Origin of the sequence: Peribacillus sp. NPDC060253, from assembly GCF_042727425.1 — a bacterium.
Classification (GTDB): Bacteria; Bacillota; Bacilli; order Bacillales; family DSM-1321; genus Peribacillus.
This window is the reverse complement of the sequence record NZ_JBHXAS010000001.1, coordinates 23,303-45,085: the sequence shown is the minus strand read 5'-3', so window position 1 is coordinate 45,085 and position 21,783 is coordinate 23,303. Positions and strand designations below refer to the sequence as shown.

General features: G+C 41.1%; 21 protein-coding genes and 1 pseudogene. All 22 read left to right on the top strand.

Annotated elements, in window-relative coordinates:
• Positions 1-65: 65 nt before the first annotated feature.
• The 22 genes and pseudogenes from prfA to ACFWE9_RS00140 all read left to right on the top strand — a co-directional run bounded on the left by prfA (position 66) and on the right by ACFWE9_RS00140 (position 21,564).
• Positions 66-1,136 carry a peptide chain release factor 1 gene (prfA, locus tag ACFWE9_RS00245; protein ID WP_483878208.1) on the top strand — a complete coding sequence of 357 codons (1,071 nt, stop codon included), beginning with the start codon at positions 66-68 and terminating at the stop codon, positions 1,134-1,136.
• Positions 1,129-1,998, top strand: a complete 870-nt coding sequence (gene prmC / locus ACFWE9_RS00240; RefSeq protein ID WP_377355291.1) for a peptide chain release factor N(5)-glutamine methyltransferase — start codon at positions 1,129-1,131, stop codon at positions 1,996-1,998. The genes prfA and prmC overlap by 8 nt, the downstream gene beginning before the upstream one ends.
• A 306-nt stretch (positions 1,999-2,304) precedes the next feature.
• Positions 2,305-3,240 (top strand): stage II sporulation protein R, encoded by a 936-nt coding sequence (gene spoIIR, locus ACFWE9_RS00235; protein WP_377355290.1) that lies wholly within the window; start codon positions 2,305-2,307, stop codon positions 3,238-3,240.
• 282 nt (positions 3,241-3,522) lie between these two features.
• Positions 3,523-4,572, top strand: coding sequence for an L-threonylcarbamoyladenylate synthase (locus tag ACFWE9_RS00230; RefSeq protein WP_377355289.1), 1,050 nt, complete (start codon positions 3,523-3,525; stop codon positions 4,570-4,572).
• A 75-nt stretch (positions 4,573-4,647) separates the two neighbouring features.
• On the top strand, positions 4,648-5,214 hold the full coding sequence (locus ACFWE9_RS00225) for a manganese efflux pump MntP (protein ID WP_230159206.1): 567 nt from the start codon (positions 4,648-4,650) through the stop codon (positions 5,212-5,214).
• Positions 5,215-5,348: 134 nt separating this feature from the next.
• The gene (locus tag ACFWE9_RS00220; protein WP_230159207.1) at positions 5,349-5,792 is read left to right on the top strand and encodes a low molecular weight protein arginine phosphatase; all 444 of its coding nucleotides are present in this window, start codon (positions 5,349-5,351) and stop codon (positions 5,790-5,792) included.
• 21 nt (positions 5,793-5,813) lie between these two features.
• Positions 5,814-7,103, top strand: a pseudogene (locus tag ACFWE9_RS00215) (methyl-accepting chemotaxis protein).
• Positions 7,104-7,231: 128 nt separating this feature from the next.
• Positions 7,232-7,678, top strand: a complete 447-nt coding sequence (gene rpiB, locus ACFWE9_RS00210; protein ID WP_377355288.1) for a ribose 5-phosphate isomerase B — start codon at positions 7,232-7,234, stop codon at positions 7,676-7,678.
• A gap of 82 nt (positions 7,679-7,760) precedes the next feature.
• Entirely contained in the window at positions 7,761-8,354 is a 594-nt protein-coding gene (locus ACFWE9_RS00205; RefSeq protein WP_230159210.1) for a TIGR01440 family protein, read from the top strand.
• A 384-nt stretch (positions 8,355-8,738) separates the two neighbouring features.
• A complete protein-coding gene (locus ACFWE9_RS00200) occupies positions 8,739-9,980 on the top strand; it encodes a serine hydroxymethyltransferase (protein ID WP_230159211.1) in 1,242 nt (413 codons plus the stop codon).
• Between the two features lie 237 nt (positions 9,981-10,217).
• A complete protein-coding gene (gene upp / locus ACFWE9_RS00195) occupies positions 10,218-10,847 on the top strand; it encodes a uracil phosphoribosyltransferase (RefSeq protein WP_034315825.1) in 630 nt (209 codons plus the stop codon).
• 24 nt (positions 10,848-10,871) lie between these two features.
• Positions 10,872-12,014, top strand: a complete 1,143-nt coding sequence (wecB, locus tag ACFWE9_RS00190) for a non-hydrolyzing UDP-N-acetylglucosamine 2-epimerase (RefSeq protein ID WP_230159212.1) — start codon at positions 10,872-10,874, stop codon at positions 12,012-12,014.
• A gap of 86 nt (positions 12,015-12,100) precedes the next feature.
• Positions 12,101-14,329 (top strand): S8 family serine peptidase, encoded by a 2,229-nt coding sequence (locus ACFWE9_RS00185; protein WP_377355287.1) that lies wholly within the window; start codon positions 12,101-12,103, stop codon positions 14,327-14,329.
• Between the two features lie 286 nt (positions 14,330-14,615).
• The gene (locus ACFWE9_RS00180) at positions 14,616-14,999 is read left to right on the top strand and encodes an ATP synthase subunit I (RefSeq protein ID WP_230159213.1); all 384 of its coding nucleotides are present in this window, start codon (positions 14,616-14,618) and stop codon (positions 14,997-14,999) included.
• Positions 15,000-15,005: 6 nt separating this feature from the next.
• Positions 15,006-15,722, top strand: a complete 717-nt coding sequence (atpB, locus tag ACFWE9_RS00175) for a F0F1 ATP synthase subunit A (RefSeq protein WP_230159214.1) — start codon at positions 15,006-15,008, stop codon at positions 15,720-15,722.
• A gap of 72 nt (positions 15,723-15,794) precedes the next feature.
• A complete protein-coding gene (gene atpE, locus ACFWE9_RS00170; RefSeq protein ID WP_034315818.1) occupies positions 15,795-16,019 on the top strand; it encodes a F0F1 ATP synthase subunit C in 225 nt (74 codons plus the stop codon).
• A gap of 150 nt (positions 16,020-16,169) precedes the next feature.
• A complete protein-coding gene (gene atpF / locus ACFWE9_RS00165) occupies positions 16,170-16,688 on the top strand; it encodes a F0F1 ATP synthase subunit B (protein WP_230159215.1) in 519 nt (172 codons plus the stop codon).
• Complete coding sequence (locus ACFWE9_RS00160) at positions 16,685-17,221, top strand: F0F1 ATP synthase subunit delta (RefSeq protein ID WP_230159216.1); 537 nt, start codon at positions 16,685-16,687, stop codon at positions 17,219-17,221. Before atpF ends, ACFWE9_RS00160 begins: the two co-directional genes overlap by 4 nt.
• A gap of 24 nt (positions 17,222-17,245) precedes the next feature.
• Positions 17,246-18,754 (top strand): F0F1 ATP synthase subunit alpha, encoded by a 1,509-nt coding sequence (gene atpA, locus ACFWE9_RS00155; RefSeq protein WP_230159217.1) that lies wholly within the window; start codon positions 17,246-17,248, stop codon positions 18,752-18,754.
• A 37-nt stretch (positions 18,755-18,791) separates the two neighbouring features.
• Positions 18,792-19,652: a F0F1 ATP synthase subunit gamma gene (locus tag ACFWE9_RS00150; protein WP_230159218.1), complete on the top strand. Its 861-nt coding sequence runs from the start codon at positions 18,792-18,794 to the stop codon at positions 19,650-19,652.
• 87 nt (positions 19,653-19,739) lie between these two features.
• The gene (atpD, locus tag ACFWE9_RS00145) at positions 19,740-21,137 is read left to right on the top strand and encodes a F0F1 ATP synthase subunit beta (protein ID WP_230159219.1); all 1,398 of its coding nucleotides are present in this window, start codon (positions 19,740-19,742) and stop codon (positions 21,135-21,137) included.
• Positions 21,138-21,162: 25 nt separating this feature from the next.
• Positions 21,163-21,564 (top strand): F0F1 ATP synthase subunit epsilon, encoded by a 402-nt coding sequence (locus tag ACFWE9_RS00140; protein WP_230159220.1) that lies wholly within the window; start codon positions 21,163-21,165, stop codon positions 21,562-21,564.
• The last annotated feature ends 219 nt before the right edge of the window (positions 21,565-21,783 follow it).

The window sequence follows — 21,783 nt, the reverse complement described above, 5'->3', positions numbered from 1 at the left end:
AAAAAAAGATGGATTACTTCCAATTCATTATGTAGATGAATTGGAAAATTTATGAGGTGAATAATTTGTTTGATCGATTGCAAGCAGTAGAAGATAGATATGAAAGATTGAATGAACTATTGAGTGACCCGGAAATCATTAATGATTCGAAGAAGCTAAGGGAATATTCGAAGGAGCAATCCAGCATTCAAGAAACCGCATCGACTTATAAAGAATATAAAGCGGTTCGTGAGCAACTCCAGGAAGCTAAGGCGATGCTCGAGGATAAACTTGATGCGGATATGCGTGAAATGGTTAAAGATGAGATCAACGAACTTGAAGAGATGATACAAGGTCTTGAAGATAAGCTGAAAATATTGCTCATTCCAAAAGACCCTAACGATGATAAAAACGTAATTATGGAGATCCGCGGTGCTGCAGGCGGTGATGAGGCGGCCTTATTTGCTGGTAGCCTATATCGGATGTATAGCCGTTTTGCCGAGGTCCAGGGTTGGCGGACTGAAGTCATTGAGGCCAGCCCTACGGGTCTTGGAGGCTACAAGGAAATCATATTCATGATTAACGGCAATGGAGCCTATTCTAAATTGAAATTCGAAAATGGAGCCCATCGAGTTCAGCGAGTTCCTGAAACTGAATCAGGCGGACGGATTCATACATCTACAGCCACTGTTGCCGTTTTGCCTGAAGCAGAGGAAGTAGAAGTGGAAATCCATGATAAGGATGTGCGGGTCGATACCTTTGCATCAAGTGGTCCGGGAGGGCAAAGTGTCAATACGACAATGTCAGCCGTGCGATTGACGCATATTCCGACTAATACCGTTGTATCTTGTCAGGATGAAAAGTCACAAATCAAGAACAAAGAAAAAGCAATGAAAGTATTGCGTGCCAGGGTGTATGATAAAATCCATCGCGAAGTGCAGGCGGAGTATGATCAAAACAGGAAGCTTGCTGTTGGAACGGGCGATCGATCTGAACGGATACGCACGTATAACTTTCCGCAAAACCGCGTTACCGACCACCGTATTGGTTTAACGATTCAAAAGCTGGATCAAATCATGGAAGGTAAACTGGATGACATCGTGGATGCTTTAATCATGGAAGACCAATCTTCAAGGTTGGAAAATGCGGATGAATGATTCTGCATTGAAAGTATTTGAGGCCCTTAAATGGGCTTCTTCTTTTTTAAAGGAAAACGATCGGGATTCCAATGCGGGGGAAATACTGTTACAGCATTTTTTAAAACAAACTCGTTCCCAGCTCCTAGCGAACATGCATGAAGAGCTCGGTGAAGCGGTTTTTGGACAATTTAAGGCAGCTGTTGAGTTGCATGCTCATGGAACACCCGTCCAATATATAATAGGAAGTGAAGAGTTTTATGGGCGGACCTTCTTTGTGAATGAAGAAGTGCTGATACCGAGACCTGAAACAGAAGAATTGATTTATTATACACTGCGTAAGCTCCCGGCAATTTTTAAGGAGGGACAGGCGCTTAGTTTAGCGGATATTGGGACAGGCAGCGGCGCTATCGCCATTACGATGAAGCTTGAGGAAACAAACTTGTTGGTGACGGCCACGGATATAGCAGAGCCTTCAATTGAAGTGGCGAGGAAAAATGCTGAATCACTTGGTGCCGCCGTGCGATTTATGCAAGGTGATATGCTTTTGCCATTCATTAAGTTAAACCAGAAGGTGGACATCCTTTTATCGAATCCGCCATATATACCAAATGATGATCAAAAATCCATGTCTGTAGTCGTAACGGGCCATGAGCCACATCGCGCCTTATTCGCCGGTGTCGATGGTCTGGACTTTTACCGCCGCTTTATGGAACAATTACCGCTAATCATGAAGGTGCCAGGATTGGTCGGTTTTGAAGTGGGGAATGGTCAGGGGCAGGCGGTTGCCGACTTACTGAGACGGACATTTCCTGGGGCGGAAGTATCCATTGAAAATGATATTAACGAAAAAGATCGAATGGTCTTTGCTGTATTAAAATGAGGGTTCATCTACATTTTAAAAACAAGTTGCTTGGAACGGGTGAGTGAGGCTCCTGCGGGAATACGCGTCCAAGAGAGACGCCAAGGCGCAAAGGCGCCGAGAGGGCGGGACCGTCCGCGGAAAGTGAGTGCCCTACGTTTCAAGCAATGTTCTGAACCCGTCTCTACTATGAGACGGTTTTTTTATGTACACCAACCTCATAATCCAATTAGGAATCTATATTTCCAGCTATCAACTTTTTTTGTTTTTACTAGTTTAAGATAGCTGCAAAATGGTGAGACTAATTCATGTGAGGGGGCGAAGGCGATGAAAACAAAACATTTAGCCATTATTTATCTATTAATCTTAACAATAGGAACGATTGTGAGTATATATATGCCTAAGGTCGAAACGGCAAGCGCTGAAGAAACGATGGTGATCCCGGATGAAGCAATCCGTCTGCGGATACTTGCTAATAGTGATACAGAAGAGGATCAAGCGGTTAAGCGGCTGATCAGGGATAAAGTAAATCAAGATATAACGAAGTGGGTTGCGGAGCTTACATCTTTGGAAGATGCAAGAGATGTGATTACCTCCCATTTACCTGATATTCAAGCGACGGCGGAAGCAGTCGTAAAGGAAAATGGTTTGGAACAGTCAGTAAAAGTAGATTTTGGACAAGCGAAATTTCCAACGAAACTTTACGGGCAATATTTATATCCTGCAGGGGAGTATGAGGCTGTGATTATCACCCTTGGTGAAGGGGAAGGGGCCAATTGGTGGTGTGTGTTATTCCCCCCATTATGTTTCTTGGATTTTTCAAATGGGACGGCTGTAAGTCAAAGCCCGATTGTTGAAGATGAAGATGAAGGATCCGTAACTACGAATGGAAAGGCGTATGCTGCAACGAATGAAGAGAAAGAAACTGTTCCGGAGGAAGAAGTTAAAGATGAAGTCATAGATGATAATGTAAAGGAATCAGAGGAAAAAGTTATAAAGGAAAGTGTAAAAGAGGAAGCACCTGAGGAATCTCAAGAAGTAACGGTAAAAGGTGAGGTTATAGAGCCGAAGGTAAAAGAGGAAGTGATAGAAGTAGAAGGGAAGGAAGAAGTAACACAGGAAATCATTGATGGGAATGTTGAAGAAAACAAAGATAAACTTGCGGATTCAAGTAAGCAAGGTCAACAATTATATGAAGGGGATAAGGAGCCTGAGGTAGAAGTGAAGTCCTTGTTTGCGGAAATTTTCAATGAAATTTTTTAAAGTGAGGGCAGCTGCCCTCATTTTTTGCGATTAAATAAAACATATCCACAGGGTTATTAACAAAATATCAAAAAAGTCTGTCATTAATCTTTAATATCCACAAACTTATCCACCGTTTCGATATGTTTATCCACAATTTGTGGATAACACTTGAATTATGTGTATACTTCTTTTATACTTTCAAGGTACTTTTAAGTAAAATTAGTACGTTAAGTTGAAAATATCGTTCATATAAAAGCGATTATATAAAATAAGAAATGTTAAAAGGCGATGGTGTTTAAGATGAAAACGAAAGTTTGGTCAGTGGATAAAAATGTGGATAATTTACAAAGTTATCCCCAGATTACACAATCAGCGGAATTATTAAAGGCTAATCAAGTGGTTGCTTTCCCTACAGAGACCGTTTATGGATTAGGTGCGAATGCCAAAAGTGACGAGGCGGTCAAAAAAGTGTATGAAGCAAAGGGGCGTCCGAGTGATAATCCTTTAATCGTTCATATAGCCTCTGAAGACCAGCTGTTAGATATTGTTGAAGACATTCCGGAGCAGGCACGGAGGCTCATGGCAGAATTTTGGCCGGGTCCCTTGACTTTGATCATGAAACGAAAACCGGGCCAGCTATCAAACCTTGTGACTGCAGGATTGGACACGGTGGCAGTCAGGATGCCAGATCATCAGGTCGCACTCGGTCTTATTCGTGCGAGTAATTTGCCCATTGCTGCCCCGAGTGCAAATACTTCAGGGAAACCGAGTCCCACTTCAGCTAAACATGTCGAAGATGATCTGATGGGACGAATTGCAGGTATAGTCGATGGCGGGACTACAGGTGTAGGTGTAGAATCCACAGTCCTGGATTGCACACTGGAAGTTCCTGTTATTTTACGGCCTGGCGGGGTTACTCTAGAACAACTGGAAGCAGTCATAGGGGAAGTTGGGCAAGATATTGATTTGAGGAATCAGGAGACGGCCCCAAAAGCTCCGGGCATGAAATATACCCACTATGCTCCGAAAGCCCCTCTTTACTTAGTCAAGGGTAAACAAGCATTCCTACAAAAGCTTGTGGATGAAAAAAGAAGTGACGGGTTAAAGGTCGGAGTCATAACAGCTCGCGAACATCAACAGGAATATAAAGCGGATTATGTGGTTGTCCCTGGTTCATTAGCGGACATGCAAACAATTGCCACGGGGTTATATGATACTTTACGAAAATTTGATGAGTTGGATGTCGATATCATTTTCAGTGAAATGTTTCCTGATTCAGGAATAGGGGCTGCGATCATGAATCGACTTGAGAAGGCTGCAGGTCATCAAATCATCGAGGAATATGTGTAATAAGGACTGATTTATTCTTCTAATTCTTTTCGGACATGCATAACATGTAGTAGGCACGTCCGAGGGAGGATTGGAATGAATACATTTGCTGGAGAAATCATCACCTTATTGCTAATGGCATTTGCGTTGGGAATGGATGCCTTTTCAGTCGGCCTTGGAATGGGAATGTTTAAGCTGAGGTTAAGGCAAATACTTTATATAGGGCTGATAGTAGGCATTTTTCATATGTGGATGCCCTTGCTTGGTATGGGGGCAGGCCGTTTCATTTCAGAGAAATTCGGGACCTTTGCTACATACGCCGGAGGTCTATTGCTGATCGTTCTTGGCATACAGATGTTTATCCCAGGTAAAAAGGGTGAAGCCGGTAGCAGGGAAAATAAGATGCTGGCACCTGTTGGGAAAGGTCTATTCATTTTTGCTTTAGGCGTAAGCTTGGATAGCTTTTCGGTGGGATTGACCCTTGGAATTTATGGTGCGAAGATGATTTTGACGATTCTGTGTTTTGGGATGGCCGCCACTCTTTTAACGTGGGCAGGGCTTTTGCTTGGAAGAAGAATGCAGGGATTGCTTGGTGTTTATAGTGAGATACTTGGAGGAAGCATTCTATGTGCATTTGGTTTGAAATTATTGTTCTCTTTTTAATGTATGTAACTACATATCTTTCCTTCCTCAACTGTTCCGATTACCGGGGCGGTTTTTATTTTTTTATGACGATCTCAATAAAGGGAGAAGATTTGGGGTGATAGCTTATAATGAATAAAAAAGGAGGCGTTAACATGATTCGAGTATTATTTGTATGTACAGGCAACACATGCAGAAGCCCCATGGCAGAAGCGATTTTAAAAAATAAGAATATTGCGGGGGTTGAAGTGAAGTCCGCCGGTGTTTATGCTTCAGCTGGCCAAGATGCTTCAATGCATGCTAAAAATGTTATAACTGAAAATGATATAGTGCATAACCATTATTCAACGCCTTTATCCGAGAAGGAAATGGAGTGGGCTACTCATATTTTCACCATGACGGAAGGGCATAAAGCAGTCATTATCAGAGCAAACCCCAAAATAATTGATAAGACGTTTACTTTAAAAGAATTCATTATTGACGATAAATATGATAGAGACATAATAGATCCATTTGGTGGTTCAGAAGACCTTTATCGGGAAACGTTCAGACAACTGCAAGAGCTAATAGAAGAATTAGTTATACGGCTGAAAGAGTAAACAGTCTACAGGGGGAAAAGAATGGCGGAAAGAACACGTTATAAGTTTGGCTTGCGAAAAAAATTAGTTATCTTCATCACAGTCCTTGCTCTGATCACGTATTCGAGCTCGGCATTTTTCATATTCGTGGTCCATCCTATGTTTTTTGAAAAAATGAGTTCGCTAAGTTTTAATGTAGTGACGCTGATGTTAGGTATATTGTGGTCAGGAATTCTTGCGTTTTTTGCAGCCGGCCTTATTACTAAACCCCTGCAAAGACTAGAAAAAGTTGTGTTACGTGCGGCAGAGGGAAGGGTAAGTGAAGAAGTCGTGTTGTCGAAGACGGATGATGAAATCCGTTCATTAGGCACTGCTTTCAACCATATGCTTTCTAACCTGCGGGAAATGGTTCAAAATATTGAAGAGAATTTCCATGAGACCAACCAAAAGGTCATCCATATCTCGCGAGAATCTTCCAAAGCATCGGAACAGGCTGAAAATATAGCAAGAACCATTGAGGAAATTTCAAAAGGGGCAGATACATCTGCCACTTCCATCATGAATACTGCAGAATCCATTGATGATGTCATCACAATTGCCCAAAAGGTTCAAACTAAAGCACAGGAATCATTTGGATTGTCCAGTGAAATGGCTAATTAACTCATTCAGAGTAAAGAGGTGGTCAAATCCTTGGTTGATGGCATTAAACAATTGGCTGAAGAAAATCAACAGTCGCTGAAAACAGTCAAGCGTTTAGAAGAAAATGCCAAAAAGGTGGAACGAATCATCGAGCTTGTCGGCAATATTGCAGCTCAGACAAACCTGCTGGCACTGAATGCTTCCATTGAGGCTGCACGGGCAGGTGAACATGGAAAAGGGTTTGCTGTTGTCGCTGAAGAAGTCCGCTTGTTAGCAGATCAAAGTGCTAAGGCTGTTCAAGGCATTTCGAACTTAGTCCAAAATATTCAAGTTGAGGTCCAGGCTGTTGTGAAACAAATCAACGATCAGGTCATCTCTGCAAATGAAGCAGCCCAAAAGGGGACCGATACGGATATGGCGATTCGTGGAATGACAAAAACGGTACATAATGTTGTCGTTGCGGTAAAAGATATTACTGAGCTTGTTGACCTTCAAATGGAAAGTGTAGAGGAAACATCAAGGCAGTCCCAAGAAGTGGCTGCGATTGCAGAAGAAACATCTGCTGGAGCGGAAGAAGTAACGGCTACGACGAACGAGCAAGCAATCGTCATGGAAAACGTCGAAAAATCGGCGATGGAACTTAAAGAGCAAGCGGAAAAATTGAATAGGACCATTATTCGCTTTCACACTTGAGATTTTCCTGCAGGAAACCTAAGCCGGTTTCCTGCTTTTTTATGCGCTTAAAAAACGTCGGCCATCCTTTATCTTTTCATAATTTTGTGACACAATAAAATCAAATAAAAAGCAAGAGGAGGATTTTGATGAAAGTTGCGATTGCTTCGGATCATGGTGGTATTCATATCCGTGAAGAAATAAAGAATTTAATGAATGAGTTACAGATTCCATATGAGGATTTTGGCTGTGAATGCAGTACGTCAGTGGATTATCCGGATTATGCCCTGCCGGTTGCAGAAAAAATAGCAAATGGTGAGTTTGATCGTGGAATTTTAATCTGTGGCACAGGAATTGGGATGAGCATTGCAGCGAATAAGGTTAAAGGGATACGATGTGCTTTGGTTCATGATGTCTATAGTGCGAAATTGACCCGTCAGCATAATGACACCAATATGTTAGCAATGGGGGAACGTGTAATTGGCCCGGGTCTTGCCAGGGAAATTGCACAAACATGGCTGACCTCGGAATTTGAAGGCGGTCGTCATCAAAACAGGATCGGTAAGATAGCCGAGTATGAAGGGAAACACAGCTAATCGTTAAGGTTGTGGAAAAAGAGCTAGAAAGACCTCTCTTTTCTTCCAACAGCAAGTTTTCATATTGAAAGGAGGCGTTTTCATGACAAGTGATGCTACAATTTCAAACGAGCTTGATATATGGGAAAACCAGTTTCGGATACTATTGAATGAGTTTCAAGAAGAGGCAGCTTTAAAAGAGAAACAGCTATTGGTAATCGGCTGCAGTACGAGTGAAGTGATCGGGAAGCGAATTGGGACCGAAGGAACGCTTGATGTTGCGGGGATGATTTTTTCTGTAGTGAAGGATTTTCAAGAAAAAACGGGCGTTTTTGTTGCTTTTCAATGTTGTGAGCATCTAAATAGGGCCCTGGTTTTACAAAGAGAAACGGCGGTTCGAAAAGATTATGAAGAAGTGTCGGTGGTACCGGTCAGAACAGCTGGGGGATCGATGGCAACGTACGCCTATCAACAATGGAAAGATGCTGTCGTCGTTGAGCATATTAAAGCGGAAGCTGGGATAGACATTGGGGACACCTTCATTGGCATGCATCTAAAACATGTGGCCGTTCCTGTTCGATCTACCATTAAAGAAATAGGACATGCACATGTGACCATGGCAAAAACCCGCCCGAAACTGATTGGCGGAGAGCGAGCCGTTTATCGGGACAGCTCCGAAAACAAGAGGTGTACGTAAACTTATAGGTAAGTGAGACAGCATTTCTCGGATGGGGAATGCTGTTTTTGTATAATTTGTTAAAAAGATAAAAAAATGTAAAGGTTAATAGTAAGATTCACAATAAAAAAGTTTTTATCTTACGTTAATCGAATGGTTTTTTCGCTAATCAAATATAGGGTAAAAGGGCTATTCAGCTTGAAATGGATGTCAAATACGAACGTTTTTAAAAGAAAAAACATTTAATGTTCGATAAAAATAGACTATCACTTCTAAAATAGACATGTTAAAATGGAATAGAATTTTCTAATAACTATAGGTAAGGCTTTTTCATGTCTTTTTGAAGACATGTTGCACATAAATACTAAAAAGCGAATCACGCACAATTTGGGGAGGAATTACGGAATGAATCGTTTAGCAAAGCAAGATGAGCAAGTGTTTAACGCAATTCAACTGGAATTAGGGCGTCAAAGAAGTAAAATTGAGCTTATTGCTTCTGAAAACTTCGTGAGTGAAGCTGTCATGGAAGCGCAAGGGTCGGTCCTAACTAATAAGTATGCAGAAGGTTACCCTGGAAAACGCTACTATGGCGGATGTGAGTATGTCGACATCGTTGAAGATCTAGCGCGTGAGCGTGCGAAAGAAATTTTCGGCGGGGAGTATGTGAACGTACAGCCTCACTCTGGAGCTCAAGCTAATATGGCCGTTTACTTTACAGTACTTCAAACTGGAGACACAGTGCTTGGGATGAACCTTTCCCATGGAGGTCACTTAACACATGGAAGTCCAGTTAACTTCAGTGGCGTTAACTACAATTTTGTTGAATATGGTGTAGACGAAAAAGATCACCGTATCGATTACAATGACGTATTGGAAAAAGCACGTCAGCACAAACCGAAATTGATCGTAGCTGGTGCAAGTGCATATCCACGAGAAATTGATTTCAAGCGATTCCGTGAAATTGCAGATGAAGTTGGGGCTTATTTAATGGTCGATATGGCGCATATCGCAGGTTTAGTTGCGGCGGGATTACATCAAAGTCCGATTCCTTATGCTGACTTTGTAACGACAACTACTCATAAAACACTTCGCGGACCACGCGGAGGGATGATCATCTGTAAAGAAGAATTCGGTAAGAAAATTGATAAATCCATCTTCCCTGGAATTCAAGGCGGGCCGCTGATGCATGTAATATCCGCTAAGGCTGTTGCATTCGGCGAAGCGCTTCAAGATGATTTTAAAGTGTATGCACAACAAATCATCGACAATGCTAAACGCTTGGGCGAAGGCTTGAAGAAAGAAGGATTCACCCTTGTTTCTGACGGAACGGATAATCACTTAATTCTTCTTGATGTACGATCTACAGGATTAACAGGAAAAATTGCAGAACACGTTTTGGATGAAATCGGTATTACCGTTAACAAAAATGCAATTCCTTATGATCCGGAAAAACCATTCGTTACTAGTGGTATTCGTATTGGGACTGCGGCAGTGACATCACGTGGCTTCGGGTTGGAAGACATGGATGAAATAGCGTCAATTATCGGACTTGTTCTGAAAAACAATGAAGATGCAGCTACACTTGAAGAAGCAAAACAGCGTGTTGAAACATTAACGAATAAATTTGATTTATATACTTCATTGTAATATCGGAGCCGCTCCCATTTAAAGGGAGCGGTTTTTTTTGTACCTTCTGGAAGGTCAATGTGTTAGAAGAATCCGAATAGTGAAAATAGGTCTGACATCTAAACCTTTATTGAAGATTTAAACGTTTTTCTGTAAAATAGGTTGAAGTGAATTTTAAACGACACGAATATTTTTCTATTCGATTAGGGAAATCATAAAAAAACGCAAAACTAAGCAATGGAATTGGAGAGATGCTAAATGGGAAAAGTTTATGTTTTCGATCACCCGTTAATTCAACACAAATTAGCCTATATACGTGATATAAATACAGGAACAAAAGAATTCCGCGAACTAGTGGATGAAGTCGCATCATTGATGGCATTTGAAATCACAAGGGATATGCCGCTGGAAGAGGTGGAAATCCAAACACCGGTAAGCACGGCGAAAGTGAAAATGCTTTCTGGTAAAAAAGTGGGAATCGTCCCGATTTTACGTGCGGGCATAGGGATGGTGGACGGGATCATTAAATTGATTCCTGCTGCAAAGGTTGGCCATGTTGGTCTTTACCGTGATCCGGAAACATTGAAACCTGTTGAATATTATGCGAAAATGCCGAGTGATTTGGCAGAAAGAGAATGCATTGTCGTTGACCCGATGTTAGCTACAGGCGGTTCTGCCATCGAAGCGATCCATTCTATTAAAAAGCGCGGTGCAGTCAATATTAAATTCATGTGTTTGATTGCAGCACCAGAAGGTGTGGAAGCATTGAAAGAGGCCCATCCTGATGTAGATATTTATATTGCAGGACTTGACGAAAAACTGAATGAACATGGTTATATCGTTCCAGGCCTTGGAGACGCGGGAGATCGTTTATTCGGCACAAAATAAAGGAAAGAAACTGAGGTGTCACGAATGAACAAACCGATAAAGGTCATGACAATTTTCGGGACGAGACCAGAAGCTGTAAAAATGGCTCCCTTAGTACTCGAATTTCAAAAACACCCAGAATATTTCAATCCGGTCGTTGCTGTTACGGCTCAGCATCGCCAAATGTTAGATCAAGTTCTTGAATTATTTTCCATACAACCAGACTATGATTTGAACATAATGAAAGAAAGGCAAACGCTGGCTGATATTACAACAAGAGCATTAAGTGGTCTTGATTCCATAATGAAGGAAGCTAAACCTGATATTGTTCTTGTCCATGGTGATACAACGACAACGTTTGTCGCAAGTCTGGCAGCTTTTTATAATCAGATCGTCATTGGACATGTAGAAGCTGGGCTGCGCACTTGGAATAAGTATTCTCCATACCCGGAAGAGATGAATCGACAACTTACCGGTACGATGGCGGATTTACATTTTGCGCCCACTTCAAAAGCGGAAGAGAATTTGCTGAATGAAAACAAGAGAGATAATATCTTCGTGACGGGAAATACGGCAACCGATGCTTTAAAAACGACTGTACGTTCTTCGTATTCTCATCCTGTTTTAAATGGACTGGGAGAGGATAAGCTCATTTTACTTACCGCTCATCGCAGAGAAAATCTAGGGGAACCCATGAAGAATATCTTCAGGGCAGTCAAAAGAATCATTGCCGAGCATGATGACATTCAAGTGGTATATCCTGTCCATTTAAATCCGCTTGTTCAAGAATTAGCAAACGAAATTCTCGGGGACGATCCGCGTGTTCATTTGATCGAGCCGCTGGATGTATTGGATTTTCATAACTTCGCTTCAAGAGCCTATTTGATTTTGACCGATTCTGGAGGAATCCAAGAGGAGGCGCCATCACTTGGAGTACCTGTTCTTGTTTTAAGGGATACGACTGAACGCCCAGAGGGGATATTAGCTGGAACCTTAAGGCTGGCGGGTACTGATGAACAGACCATATTTAATATGGCACATGAATTGCTTACCAATCAAGAAGAGCATAAAAAAATGGCAAAGGCTTCAAACCCATATGGGGACGGAAATGCTTCGGTCCGCATAGCTGAAGCCATCCGTTACTATTTTAAGCAAGTAAAAGTGCCACCAACTAGATTTGACTCATAAAAAAGGAAAAGCCATGCGGCTTTTCCTTTTTTATTTGCATACTCCAAGGCTGTTGAGAAAAGATAACTGCTAAGGGGATGATGATTATGTTGGGAAAGAAAAGGTTCATAGTGTTTGTTTTCCTTTTTATGTTTATTTATTCAAGTGAAAAGGGAGTAGCCTCCGTCATTCTGCCGCCCTTACCAAAACTATCCGAATCCAAGAAAGTAACGGTTGTCGTCACGATGGATACAGCATTTCAACAAAAAAAGATCAATAAACTGCTTGAAAAATATCCATCCCTTCAATTACGGACTGTTTATTCGGTTGCCCTGAATGGATTTTCCCTCCATGGAAAAAATACTGAAATAGAACAACTCAAAAAGGAGAATGATATTCAGACTGTTACTGAAGTATCCATGTATCATGCCGTATTGGATGAAAGTGTCCCATACATAGGAGGAGACAAAGTGAGGGGTTTCTTTGATAAGGAGAACCGTCGAATCACAGGGAAAGGGATAAAAGTAGGAATTATCGATACAGGGATTGATTATTCACATCCGGATTTACAACGTGCTTATAAAGGAGGTAAAGATCTAGTTGATGACGATGAAGATCCGATGGAAACCAAAAATCAAGGAGATCTAGATACATTACATGGAACTCATGTGGCCGGTATCATAGCAGCCAATGGAAAAATGAAAGGCGTCGCTCCAGATGCGGAGATATATGCATATCGGGCATTGGGACCGGGCGGAGCAGGAGATACAGAACAAGTCTTGACAGCTATTGAGTCAGCAATGAAGGATAAAGTGGATGTATTGAACCTCTCTCTTGGAAATAACGTGAATGGGCCGGATTTACCGATATCTCTTGCGTTGAATAAGGCAGTCGAAAGCGGCATCGTTGCCGTGACATCAAATGGGAATTCCGGTCCTGCTGTATGGACCGTCGGGTCGCCCGGTACAGCGGAAAAAGCGATTTCCGTTGGAGCATCGACACCTCCCTTAAAGGTTCCATATATGATTTACGGACTCGGTTCAAAAAAGTATAAAACCCATTTAACTTTATTTCAAGGTTCTAAGAAATGGAACCTGACGTTTTCGGAAGATGTGATATACGGGGGACTTGGAAATGAAAAAGATCTGAAGGATGTTCAGGGTAAGATTGTGTTGGTGGAACGAGGTATCCTCACCTTTCAGCAGAAAGTATCCTATGCACAAAAGGCAGGTGCAAAAGGTGTAATTATCTATAATAATACAAGCGGTACATTCACTGGAAGTTTAGAGAAAAAAATGAACATCCCGGCAGCTTCTATTAATAGAAGGGATGGAATGCTTCTGAAGAAGTTCCTGAAGCAAAAGCATAGCAAAACCGTTCAATTTGTTTATAAAAACGAGCAAGATAGACTCGCCGATTTTAGCTCAAGAGGCCCTGTAACCGTATCGTGGGGAATAAAGCCGGATGTGTTGGCTCCGGGAGTGGAGATCGAAAGCACCATTCCTAAAGGATATATGTCCCTGGATGGTACAAGTATGTCTGCACCGCATGTTACAGGTGCGTGCGCTCTAATCTTGCAAAAGCACCCTGAATGGACTCCTGATCAAGTCAAATCAGCATTGATGAGCACTTCCAAGCCATTAAGGAAAACGGCCAATCAATTTTATCACACATATGAACAGGGAGCTGGCCGCATCCGGATTGATGAAGCATTAAAAGCGGATACGCTCTTGAATCCAAGCTCTTTATCCTTTGGGATGTATACGAAAAAAGAAGGAATTGAAGAGCATCATGAAACGATAGTCATTGAAAACACAGGAAAGCAGATGAGGAATTACTCTTTTATGGTTCCATTAAAAGAGAGAGGACTCACTTGGGAATTGCCGAAATCCCTGATTTTGAAACCGAAGGAAAAGAAAAAGATTAAAGTGGGGCTGCAAGTTAACCCGGCCGAACTTAGAAAAGGGGTCTTTGATGGTTACCTTATTATAATGGAAGGAACGAAAAAAATTTCCCTTCCTTATTTATATGTAAAGGAAGAGCCAGATTATCCGAGGGTAATGGGGTTTGACTTTGGCCAAGGAGACCAAGCAGGCACATATCGATATGAAATGTACCTGCCTCGGGGGGCTGAGGAATTCGGGATTGCTCTTTATGAGGAAGATAGCTTGAAATTCGTTGGATATTTGGATTGGTCGAGACCGGCACCCTCGGGATTGATCAAAAAAGATGTATTGAGGAAGAACTTACCGCCTAAAGGAGTGTATAAAGCGATAATCTTTGCGAGAAGGGATGGAAGGGAAGATCGGGTAGAAAAGACGTTACTTATTGAGTGAACAGAGAGCAATAAGTAAAATAAAATGGATGTCAATAGTATAAAAAAGATAATTTGTGAACAATTCGTTAATAATTACAAACCTGTGACAAATTTCACTAACCACTCATTGACATTGATTCTTGCCTATTGTATGCTAACTAAGGATGTAAAATGAGAGGGGTTTCATACGTTAATAATGTGTCAAATAGAAGTAAGTTTTTGACCTTCTATTTGGACTTGTTACGGGCAAATTCTCCTAGCTAAACACAGATACTACAATATTTCTAGGGAGATTACATGACAAAATGCTAGAATTGGAAAAAATGTTCAATAGGCAGCTAAAATACATGTTGTATTTAATGGGTATTTATGTACTTGGGGTGGTCTTCACTTCACATGATTCAGTCTTCCAAGGATTATTGCTTGGAACTGCCTTCAGCCTATTTATATTCTGGTCAATGGTCAAAAAAAACAAAAAGTTCGCTCAAGAGGTTGCCGAAGGTAAGAAAACGCGCTCCCTTGGTAGTTTAACTAGAATGTCTGTAGCGGGTTTAGCTGCAATTATTGCATTGAGATATCCTGATGAGTTTCAAGTAGTCTGCGTGGTTGTGGGATTAATGACAGTTTACTTTGTCATTATGATAGATTATTTTATGCAAAACATATGTAGTAGTAAAGAAGAGAGGTGAATACTGTTGAATCATGAAGCCCCTATGTGGGAATTTATGGATACCGGAATACATTTCAACTTGGCTAATGTTCTTATGATGACTATCGCAAGTCTCATTGTCTTCATAATTGCTGTTACAGCAACTCGTAAACTTGCGATGAAGCCAACAGGAATCCAAAACTTTATCGAATGGGTTATGGATTTTGTGAAAAACATCATCAACAGCAATATGGATTGGCGTACGGGTGGTCAGTTCCTTATGTTGGGAATGACGTTAATATTGTACGTATTTGTTTCAAATATGTTAGGATTGCCGTTCTCGATTGTAATAGGAGGACAGCTTTGGTGGAAATCACCTACATCTGATCCAGCAATAACTTTAACCTTGGCAGTTATGGTAATGGGTTTATCTCATTATTATGGTATCAAGATGAGAGGCATGAAAAATTATGCCAAAACTTATGTCCAACCAATGGGTTTCTTGTTTCCGTTAAAGATTATTGAAGAGTTCGCTAATACATTAACTCTAGGATTGCGGCTTTACGGGAATATTTATGCGGGTGAGTTACTATTAACTTTACTTGCTGGACTAGGAACAAGTAGTGTTTTGGGTGCAGCTACTGCTGTATTACCAATGTTAGCTTGGGAAGGATTTAGTATCTTTGTCGGCTCCATTCAAGCTTTTATCTTTACTATGTTAACGATGGTTTATCTTTCACATAAAGTAAGTGACGACCATTAATTATAAATATTGTTCATTTTGAACATTATATTGATGAAAAAATAAAACAACATTTCAAGGAGGAAATTTATCATGACAGGTTCTTTAGGTCTTATAGCTGCTGCTATCGCAGTTGGATTAGGTGCACTAGGTGCGGGTATTGGTAATGGTCTTATCGTTGGGCGTACAATTGAAGGAATGGCTCGTCAGCCAGAAGCTCGTGGTATGCTTCAAACTACAATGTTCGTTGGTATTGCGTTAGTTGAGGCACTTCCAATTATCGCTGTAGTTATCGCGTTTATTGTTATGGGTAAATAAGATAACTTGAAAAAGTTCAATAATGGCGAAGATGATCCAAGGAGACCCTTCGCCATTGCTCTGTGTTAAAGTGAACATTTATGGCAGTGATACTGTCAATTGAAAATACAGAACTTCAATAGTGAATCTCATGAAGGGAGTGAACCGAGCGTGTTAACAAGCAATTTTGTTCTTGGTCAAGCAGCCCACTTTAATGGTGGGGATATCATATTCCAGCTTTTTATCTTTATTATTTTGTTAGCGTTGCTTAAGAAGTTTGCATGGGGTCCGCTAATGGGCATCATGAAAGAACGTGAAGAGCATGTTGCAAATGAAATTGAAGCAGCTGAAGTTAGTAGAAAAGAAGCACTGAAGTATTTAGAAGAACAGCGTGAAATCGTAAAACAATCTCGCACAGAAGCGGGACAACTTATAGAGAATGCTAAGCAACAAGGCGAAGCACAACGCGAAGATATTATTAATCAAGCGCGTGCAGAAGCTGAACGTGTTAAAGAATCAGCAAAACGTGAAATCGTTCAAGAGAGAGAAAAAGCAGTTGCCGCCTTACGCGAGCAAGTAGCTTCATTATCTGTTATGATCGCATCTAAAGTGATTGAGAAAGAACTTTCATCAGCTGATCAAGAAAAACTAATCAATGAATATATTCAAGAGGCAGGAGAAGGTAAATGAGCGATATAACTGTAGCAGGACGTTATGCTGTAGCTCTTTTCCAAATTGCGAAAGAGCAAAATCTCATTAACCAACTTGAAGAAGAGCTTCGCATAGTGACTGAAGTTTTTACAAAAGATAAAGAGCTATTAGGCTTCTTGGCTCATCCTAAAATGACTAGCAGTGCAAAAAATGCATTGCTTGCAAATGCATTTGCAAGTCTATCATCTTCCGTTCAAAACACTGTAATGTTAATGGTGGAGCGTCATCGTACAGATGAAGTGACTGCTATGGCACAAGAGTTCATTGAACTTGCGAACGAAGAAAATTCAGTTGCGGATGCGACTGTTTATACCGTGAATCCTTTAACTGAAGCTGAAGCGGAAGCTGTGTCTTCAGCTTTTGCTGCAAAAATCGGCAAACGGAATTTACGTATTACCAATATTACGGATAGCAATATCATTGGCGGCATCAAACTTCAAATCGGTAACCGTATTTATGACGGAACGATAAGCGGGAAGCTTGATCGCCTTAGCAAACAACTATTAGGTTAATATTCACAGATAGGGGTGAAATTCATGAGCATCAAAGCTGAAGAAATCAGTGCGCTGATTAAAAAGCAGATTGAAAACTATCAGTCGGAAATTAAAGTAAGCGATGTAGGTACAGTAATCACTGTTGGTGATGGTATCGCTCGCGTTCATGGTTTAGATAATGCAATGGCTGGGGAGCTCTTAGAATTTTCTAATGGTTCAATGGGATTGGCACAAAACCTTGAGCAAAATAACGTAGGTGTTGTTATTCTTGGACCATTCAGAGACATTCAAGAAGGCAGTGAAGTACGCCGTACAGGAAGAATCATGGAAGTACCAGTTGGAGAAGAATTAATCGGACGTGTCGTGAATCCGCTAGGACAACCTTTGGATGGTCTTGGTCCAATCGCTACAACAAAAACTCGTCCAATCGAAAGCCCTGCTACAGGTGTTATGGACCGTAAATCTGTTCATGAGCCATTACAAACAGGGATTAAAGCAATCGATGCTCTAGTACCAATCGGACGTGGACAACGTGAGTTAATCATTGGTGACCGTCAAACTGGTAAAACATCAGTTGCGATCGATACAATCCTTAACCAAGCTGACCAAGACATGATCTGTATTTATGTTGCAATTGGTCAAAAAGAATCAACAGTTCGTGGAACAGTTGAGACACTACGTAAAAATGGTGCACTAGATTACACAATTGTTGTATCTGCATCAGCTTCTCAACCAGCACCACTTTTATACCTAGCTCCATATGCTGGTGTGACTATGGGTGAAGAGTTTATGTTCTCTGGCAAGCACGTTTTAGTGGTATATGATGATCTTTCTAAACAAGCATCAGCATACCGTGAACTTTCCTTGCTTCTTCGCCGTCCTCCAGGTCGTGAAGCATTCCCTGGGGATGTATTCTACTTGCACTCCCGCTTACTTGAGCGTGCAGCTAAATTGAATGACACTTTAGGTGCCGGTTCAATCACTGCGCTTCCATTTGTTGAAACACAAGCAGGCGATATCTCTGCTTACATTCCAACAAACGTTATTTCCATTACAGATGGACAAATCTTCTTACAATCTGATTTGTTCTTCTCAGGTGTACGTCCTGCGATTAACGCTGGTCTTTCCGTATCCCGTGTTGGTGGATCTGCACAAATTAAAGCGATGAAAAAAGTTGCTGGTACATTACGTCTAGACTTAGCTTCTTATCGTGAATTGGAAGCATTCTCTCAATTCGGTTCTGATCTTGATGCTGCTACTCAAGCAAAACTTAACCGTGGTGCTCGTACAGTTGAAGTTCTTAAGCAAGATCTAAACAAACCAATTAAAGTTGAAAAACAAGTCATGATTTTCTATGCATTGACTAAAGGTCATCTTGATGATATTCCAGTATCCGATATCCTTCGTTTTGAAGAAGAATACTATGTGTTCCTAGATCGTTCTCATCCGGAATTATTAGATCACATTCGCACAACTAAAGGTCTTCCTGAAGACGCTGCTATCGTTGGTGCAATTAACGAATTCAAAAAGAACTTCGTTATTTCTGAATAATAAGGTCTAACTAATTTATAAAGGGTGGTGAGAATGAATGGCCTCTTTACGCGATATTAAGTCTCGGATTACTTCAACGAAAAAGACGAGTCAAATTACAAAAGCCATGCAGATGGTATCTGCTTCTAAAATGAACCGTGCTGAAGCTAATGCTAAAGCATATGTTCCATATATGGAAAAAATTCAAGAAGTAGTGTCAAGTATTGCGAACGGAAGTACGGGTGCAACTCATCCAATGCTTGTCTCACGTCCAGTGAAGAAAACCGGTTACCTGGTAATCACATCGGACCGCGGATTGGCAGGAGCATACAACAGTAGTATCCTTCGCCACGTTCATAAAACTATTCTTGAACGTCATAAATCCAATGATGAGTTCGTCATTATCGCAATCGGAAGGGTTGGCCGTGATTTCTTTGTCAGCCGTAATATGCACGTAGAGCTTGAAGTAATTGGTGTTCCTGATCAGCCATCTTTCGCTGACATTAGCTCCCTTGCTAAATCAACAGTGAATTTGTATCTAAATGAACTGTGTGATGAGCTTTATATGTACTATAACCATTATGTCAGCCCAATCCAGCAGGATGTAACGGAAACGCAAGTACTTCCTTTAGCTGACTTTAATACTTCCAATGCAAAATTGACATCTTATGAATTTGAACCGAATGCAGAAGAAATTCTTGAGGTATTACTACCTCAGTACGCAGAAAGTTTAATTTATGGTGCTTTGTTAGATGGTAAAGCAAGTGAGCACTCTGCACGTATGACTGCAATGAAAAATGCAACCGATAATGCGAAAGAATTGATTGATTCACTTTCATTGCAATATAACCGTGCACGTCAGGCCGCAATCACTCAAGAAATCACGGAAATTGTTGGCGGTGCAGCAGCTTTAGAATAAAATTATTTAAGGGACGGTCGGCTCGGACGATGCTTGGCCGTTCCATAAACTTGATTGTCGTTATAAGCAACGTTAGGAGGGAAAACGATGAATATAGGACGCGTTACTCAAGTTATGGGTCCGGTTGTTGACGTGAAATTCGAAGACGGACAACTTCCTAAGATCTATAACGCGTTAAGAATCGAAAATACAGCGTCTGGTACAGGACTAACTCTTGAAGTAGCCCTTCAACTAGGTGATAATACAGTTCGTACTGTAGCAATGTCTTCCACGGATGGTTTAACTCGTGGTGCAGAGACTGTTGATACAGGAGCTCCAATTTCCGTTCCTGTAGGTGAAGTAACTCTAGGCCGCGTTTTCAACGTATTAGGGGAAAACATTGACCTATTTGAACCACTTACAGCAGAAGTACGTCGTGATCCAATTCACAGACAAGCACCAACTTTTGAGGACTTATCAACAACAGTTGAAATTCTTGAAACTGGTATTAAAGTAGTAGATTTACTTGCACCTTACATCAAAGGTGGTAAAATCGGTCTCTTCGGTGGTGCCGGTGTTGGTAAAACTGTACTTATCCAAGAACTTATTAATAACATCGCACAAGAGCACGGCGGTATCTCTGTATTCGCTGGTGTAGGTGAGCGTACTCGTGAAGGAAATGACCTTTTCTACGAGATGACTGATTCTGGTGTTATTAAGAAAACAGCGATGGTATTCGGACAAATGAACGAGCCACCAGGTGCACGTATGCGTGTAGCTCTAAGTGGTTTGACAATGGCTGAATATTTCCGTGACGAACAAGGACAAGACGTTCTTTTCTTCATCGATAACATCTTCCGTTTCACTCAAGCAGGTTCAGAGGTTTCTGCCCTTCTAGGCCGTATGCCTTCAGCGGTAGGTTACCAACCAACCCTTGCTACAGAAATGGGTCAATTACAAGAACGTATCACATCAACTAATAAAGGTTCTGTTACATCTATTCAAGCTATCTATGTACCTGCCGATGACTATACGGATCCGGCTCCAGCTACCACTTTCGCTCACTTAGATGCAACAACTAACCTTGAGCGTAAACTTTCTGAAATGGGTATCTACCCAGCAGTTGATCCATTGGCTTCTTCTTCTCGTGCTCTTAGCCCAGAAGTCGTTGGAGCTGAGCACTATAAAGTAGCTCGTCAAGTTCAATCAACTTTACAGAAATATAAAGAACTTCAAGATATTATTGCGATCTTGGGTATGGACGAGTTAAGCGAAGGCGAAAAAATAATCGTTGGCCGTGCTCGTAGAATTCAAAACTTCTTGTCACAAAACTTCCACGTGGCTGAACAATTTACTGGTCAAAAAGGATCTTATGTACCAGTTAAAGAAACAGTCCAAGGATTCAAAGATATCCTAGCTGGAAAATATGACGAACTTCCTGAAGATGCTTTCCGTCTAGTTGGTCGCATCGAAGAAGTTGTTGCTAAAGCAAAAGAAATGGCTTAATTAAAGGGACCTAGGAGGGAATGAAATGAAGACCATTAAAGTCAATGTTGTTACTCCCGATGGCCCAGTATATGATGCAGAAGTTGAAATGGTAAGCACTAAAGCTAAAAGTGGTGAGCTGGGAATTATGGCTGGACACGTTCCAACTGTAGCTCCTCTTACCATCGGTGCTGTCCGTCTTAAAAATGGAAGCAACACAGACTATGTAGCTGTAAACGGTGGCTTCTTAGAAGTTCGCCCTGATGTGGTAACCATTTTAGCTCAATCTGCTGAAAGAGCTGAAACTATCGATCTTGCACGAGCTCAAGAAGCAAAAGCACGTGCGGAACAAAGATTGCAGAATAATGATGGATCAAATGATACCAAAAGAGCTGATTTAGCACTTAAACGTGCTATTAATCGGATTCAAATTGCAGAAATGCGATAACCTAAAATGATAAAAAACCTGATCAAACCATTCGTGGTAAGATCAGGTTTTTTTATCCCTCAAAAAAGTTTTTGAAGTTTTTTGTCATGGAATGTCGAAATGACCTGCTGAAGATTTGAAAATATTATCGAATTATAAAAAAAAGTATTTTCCATATATAACCTAGGCTCATCGACATACCATTATTTTGATGTTATAATGTATACGCTTACATATATT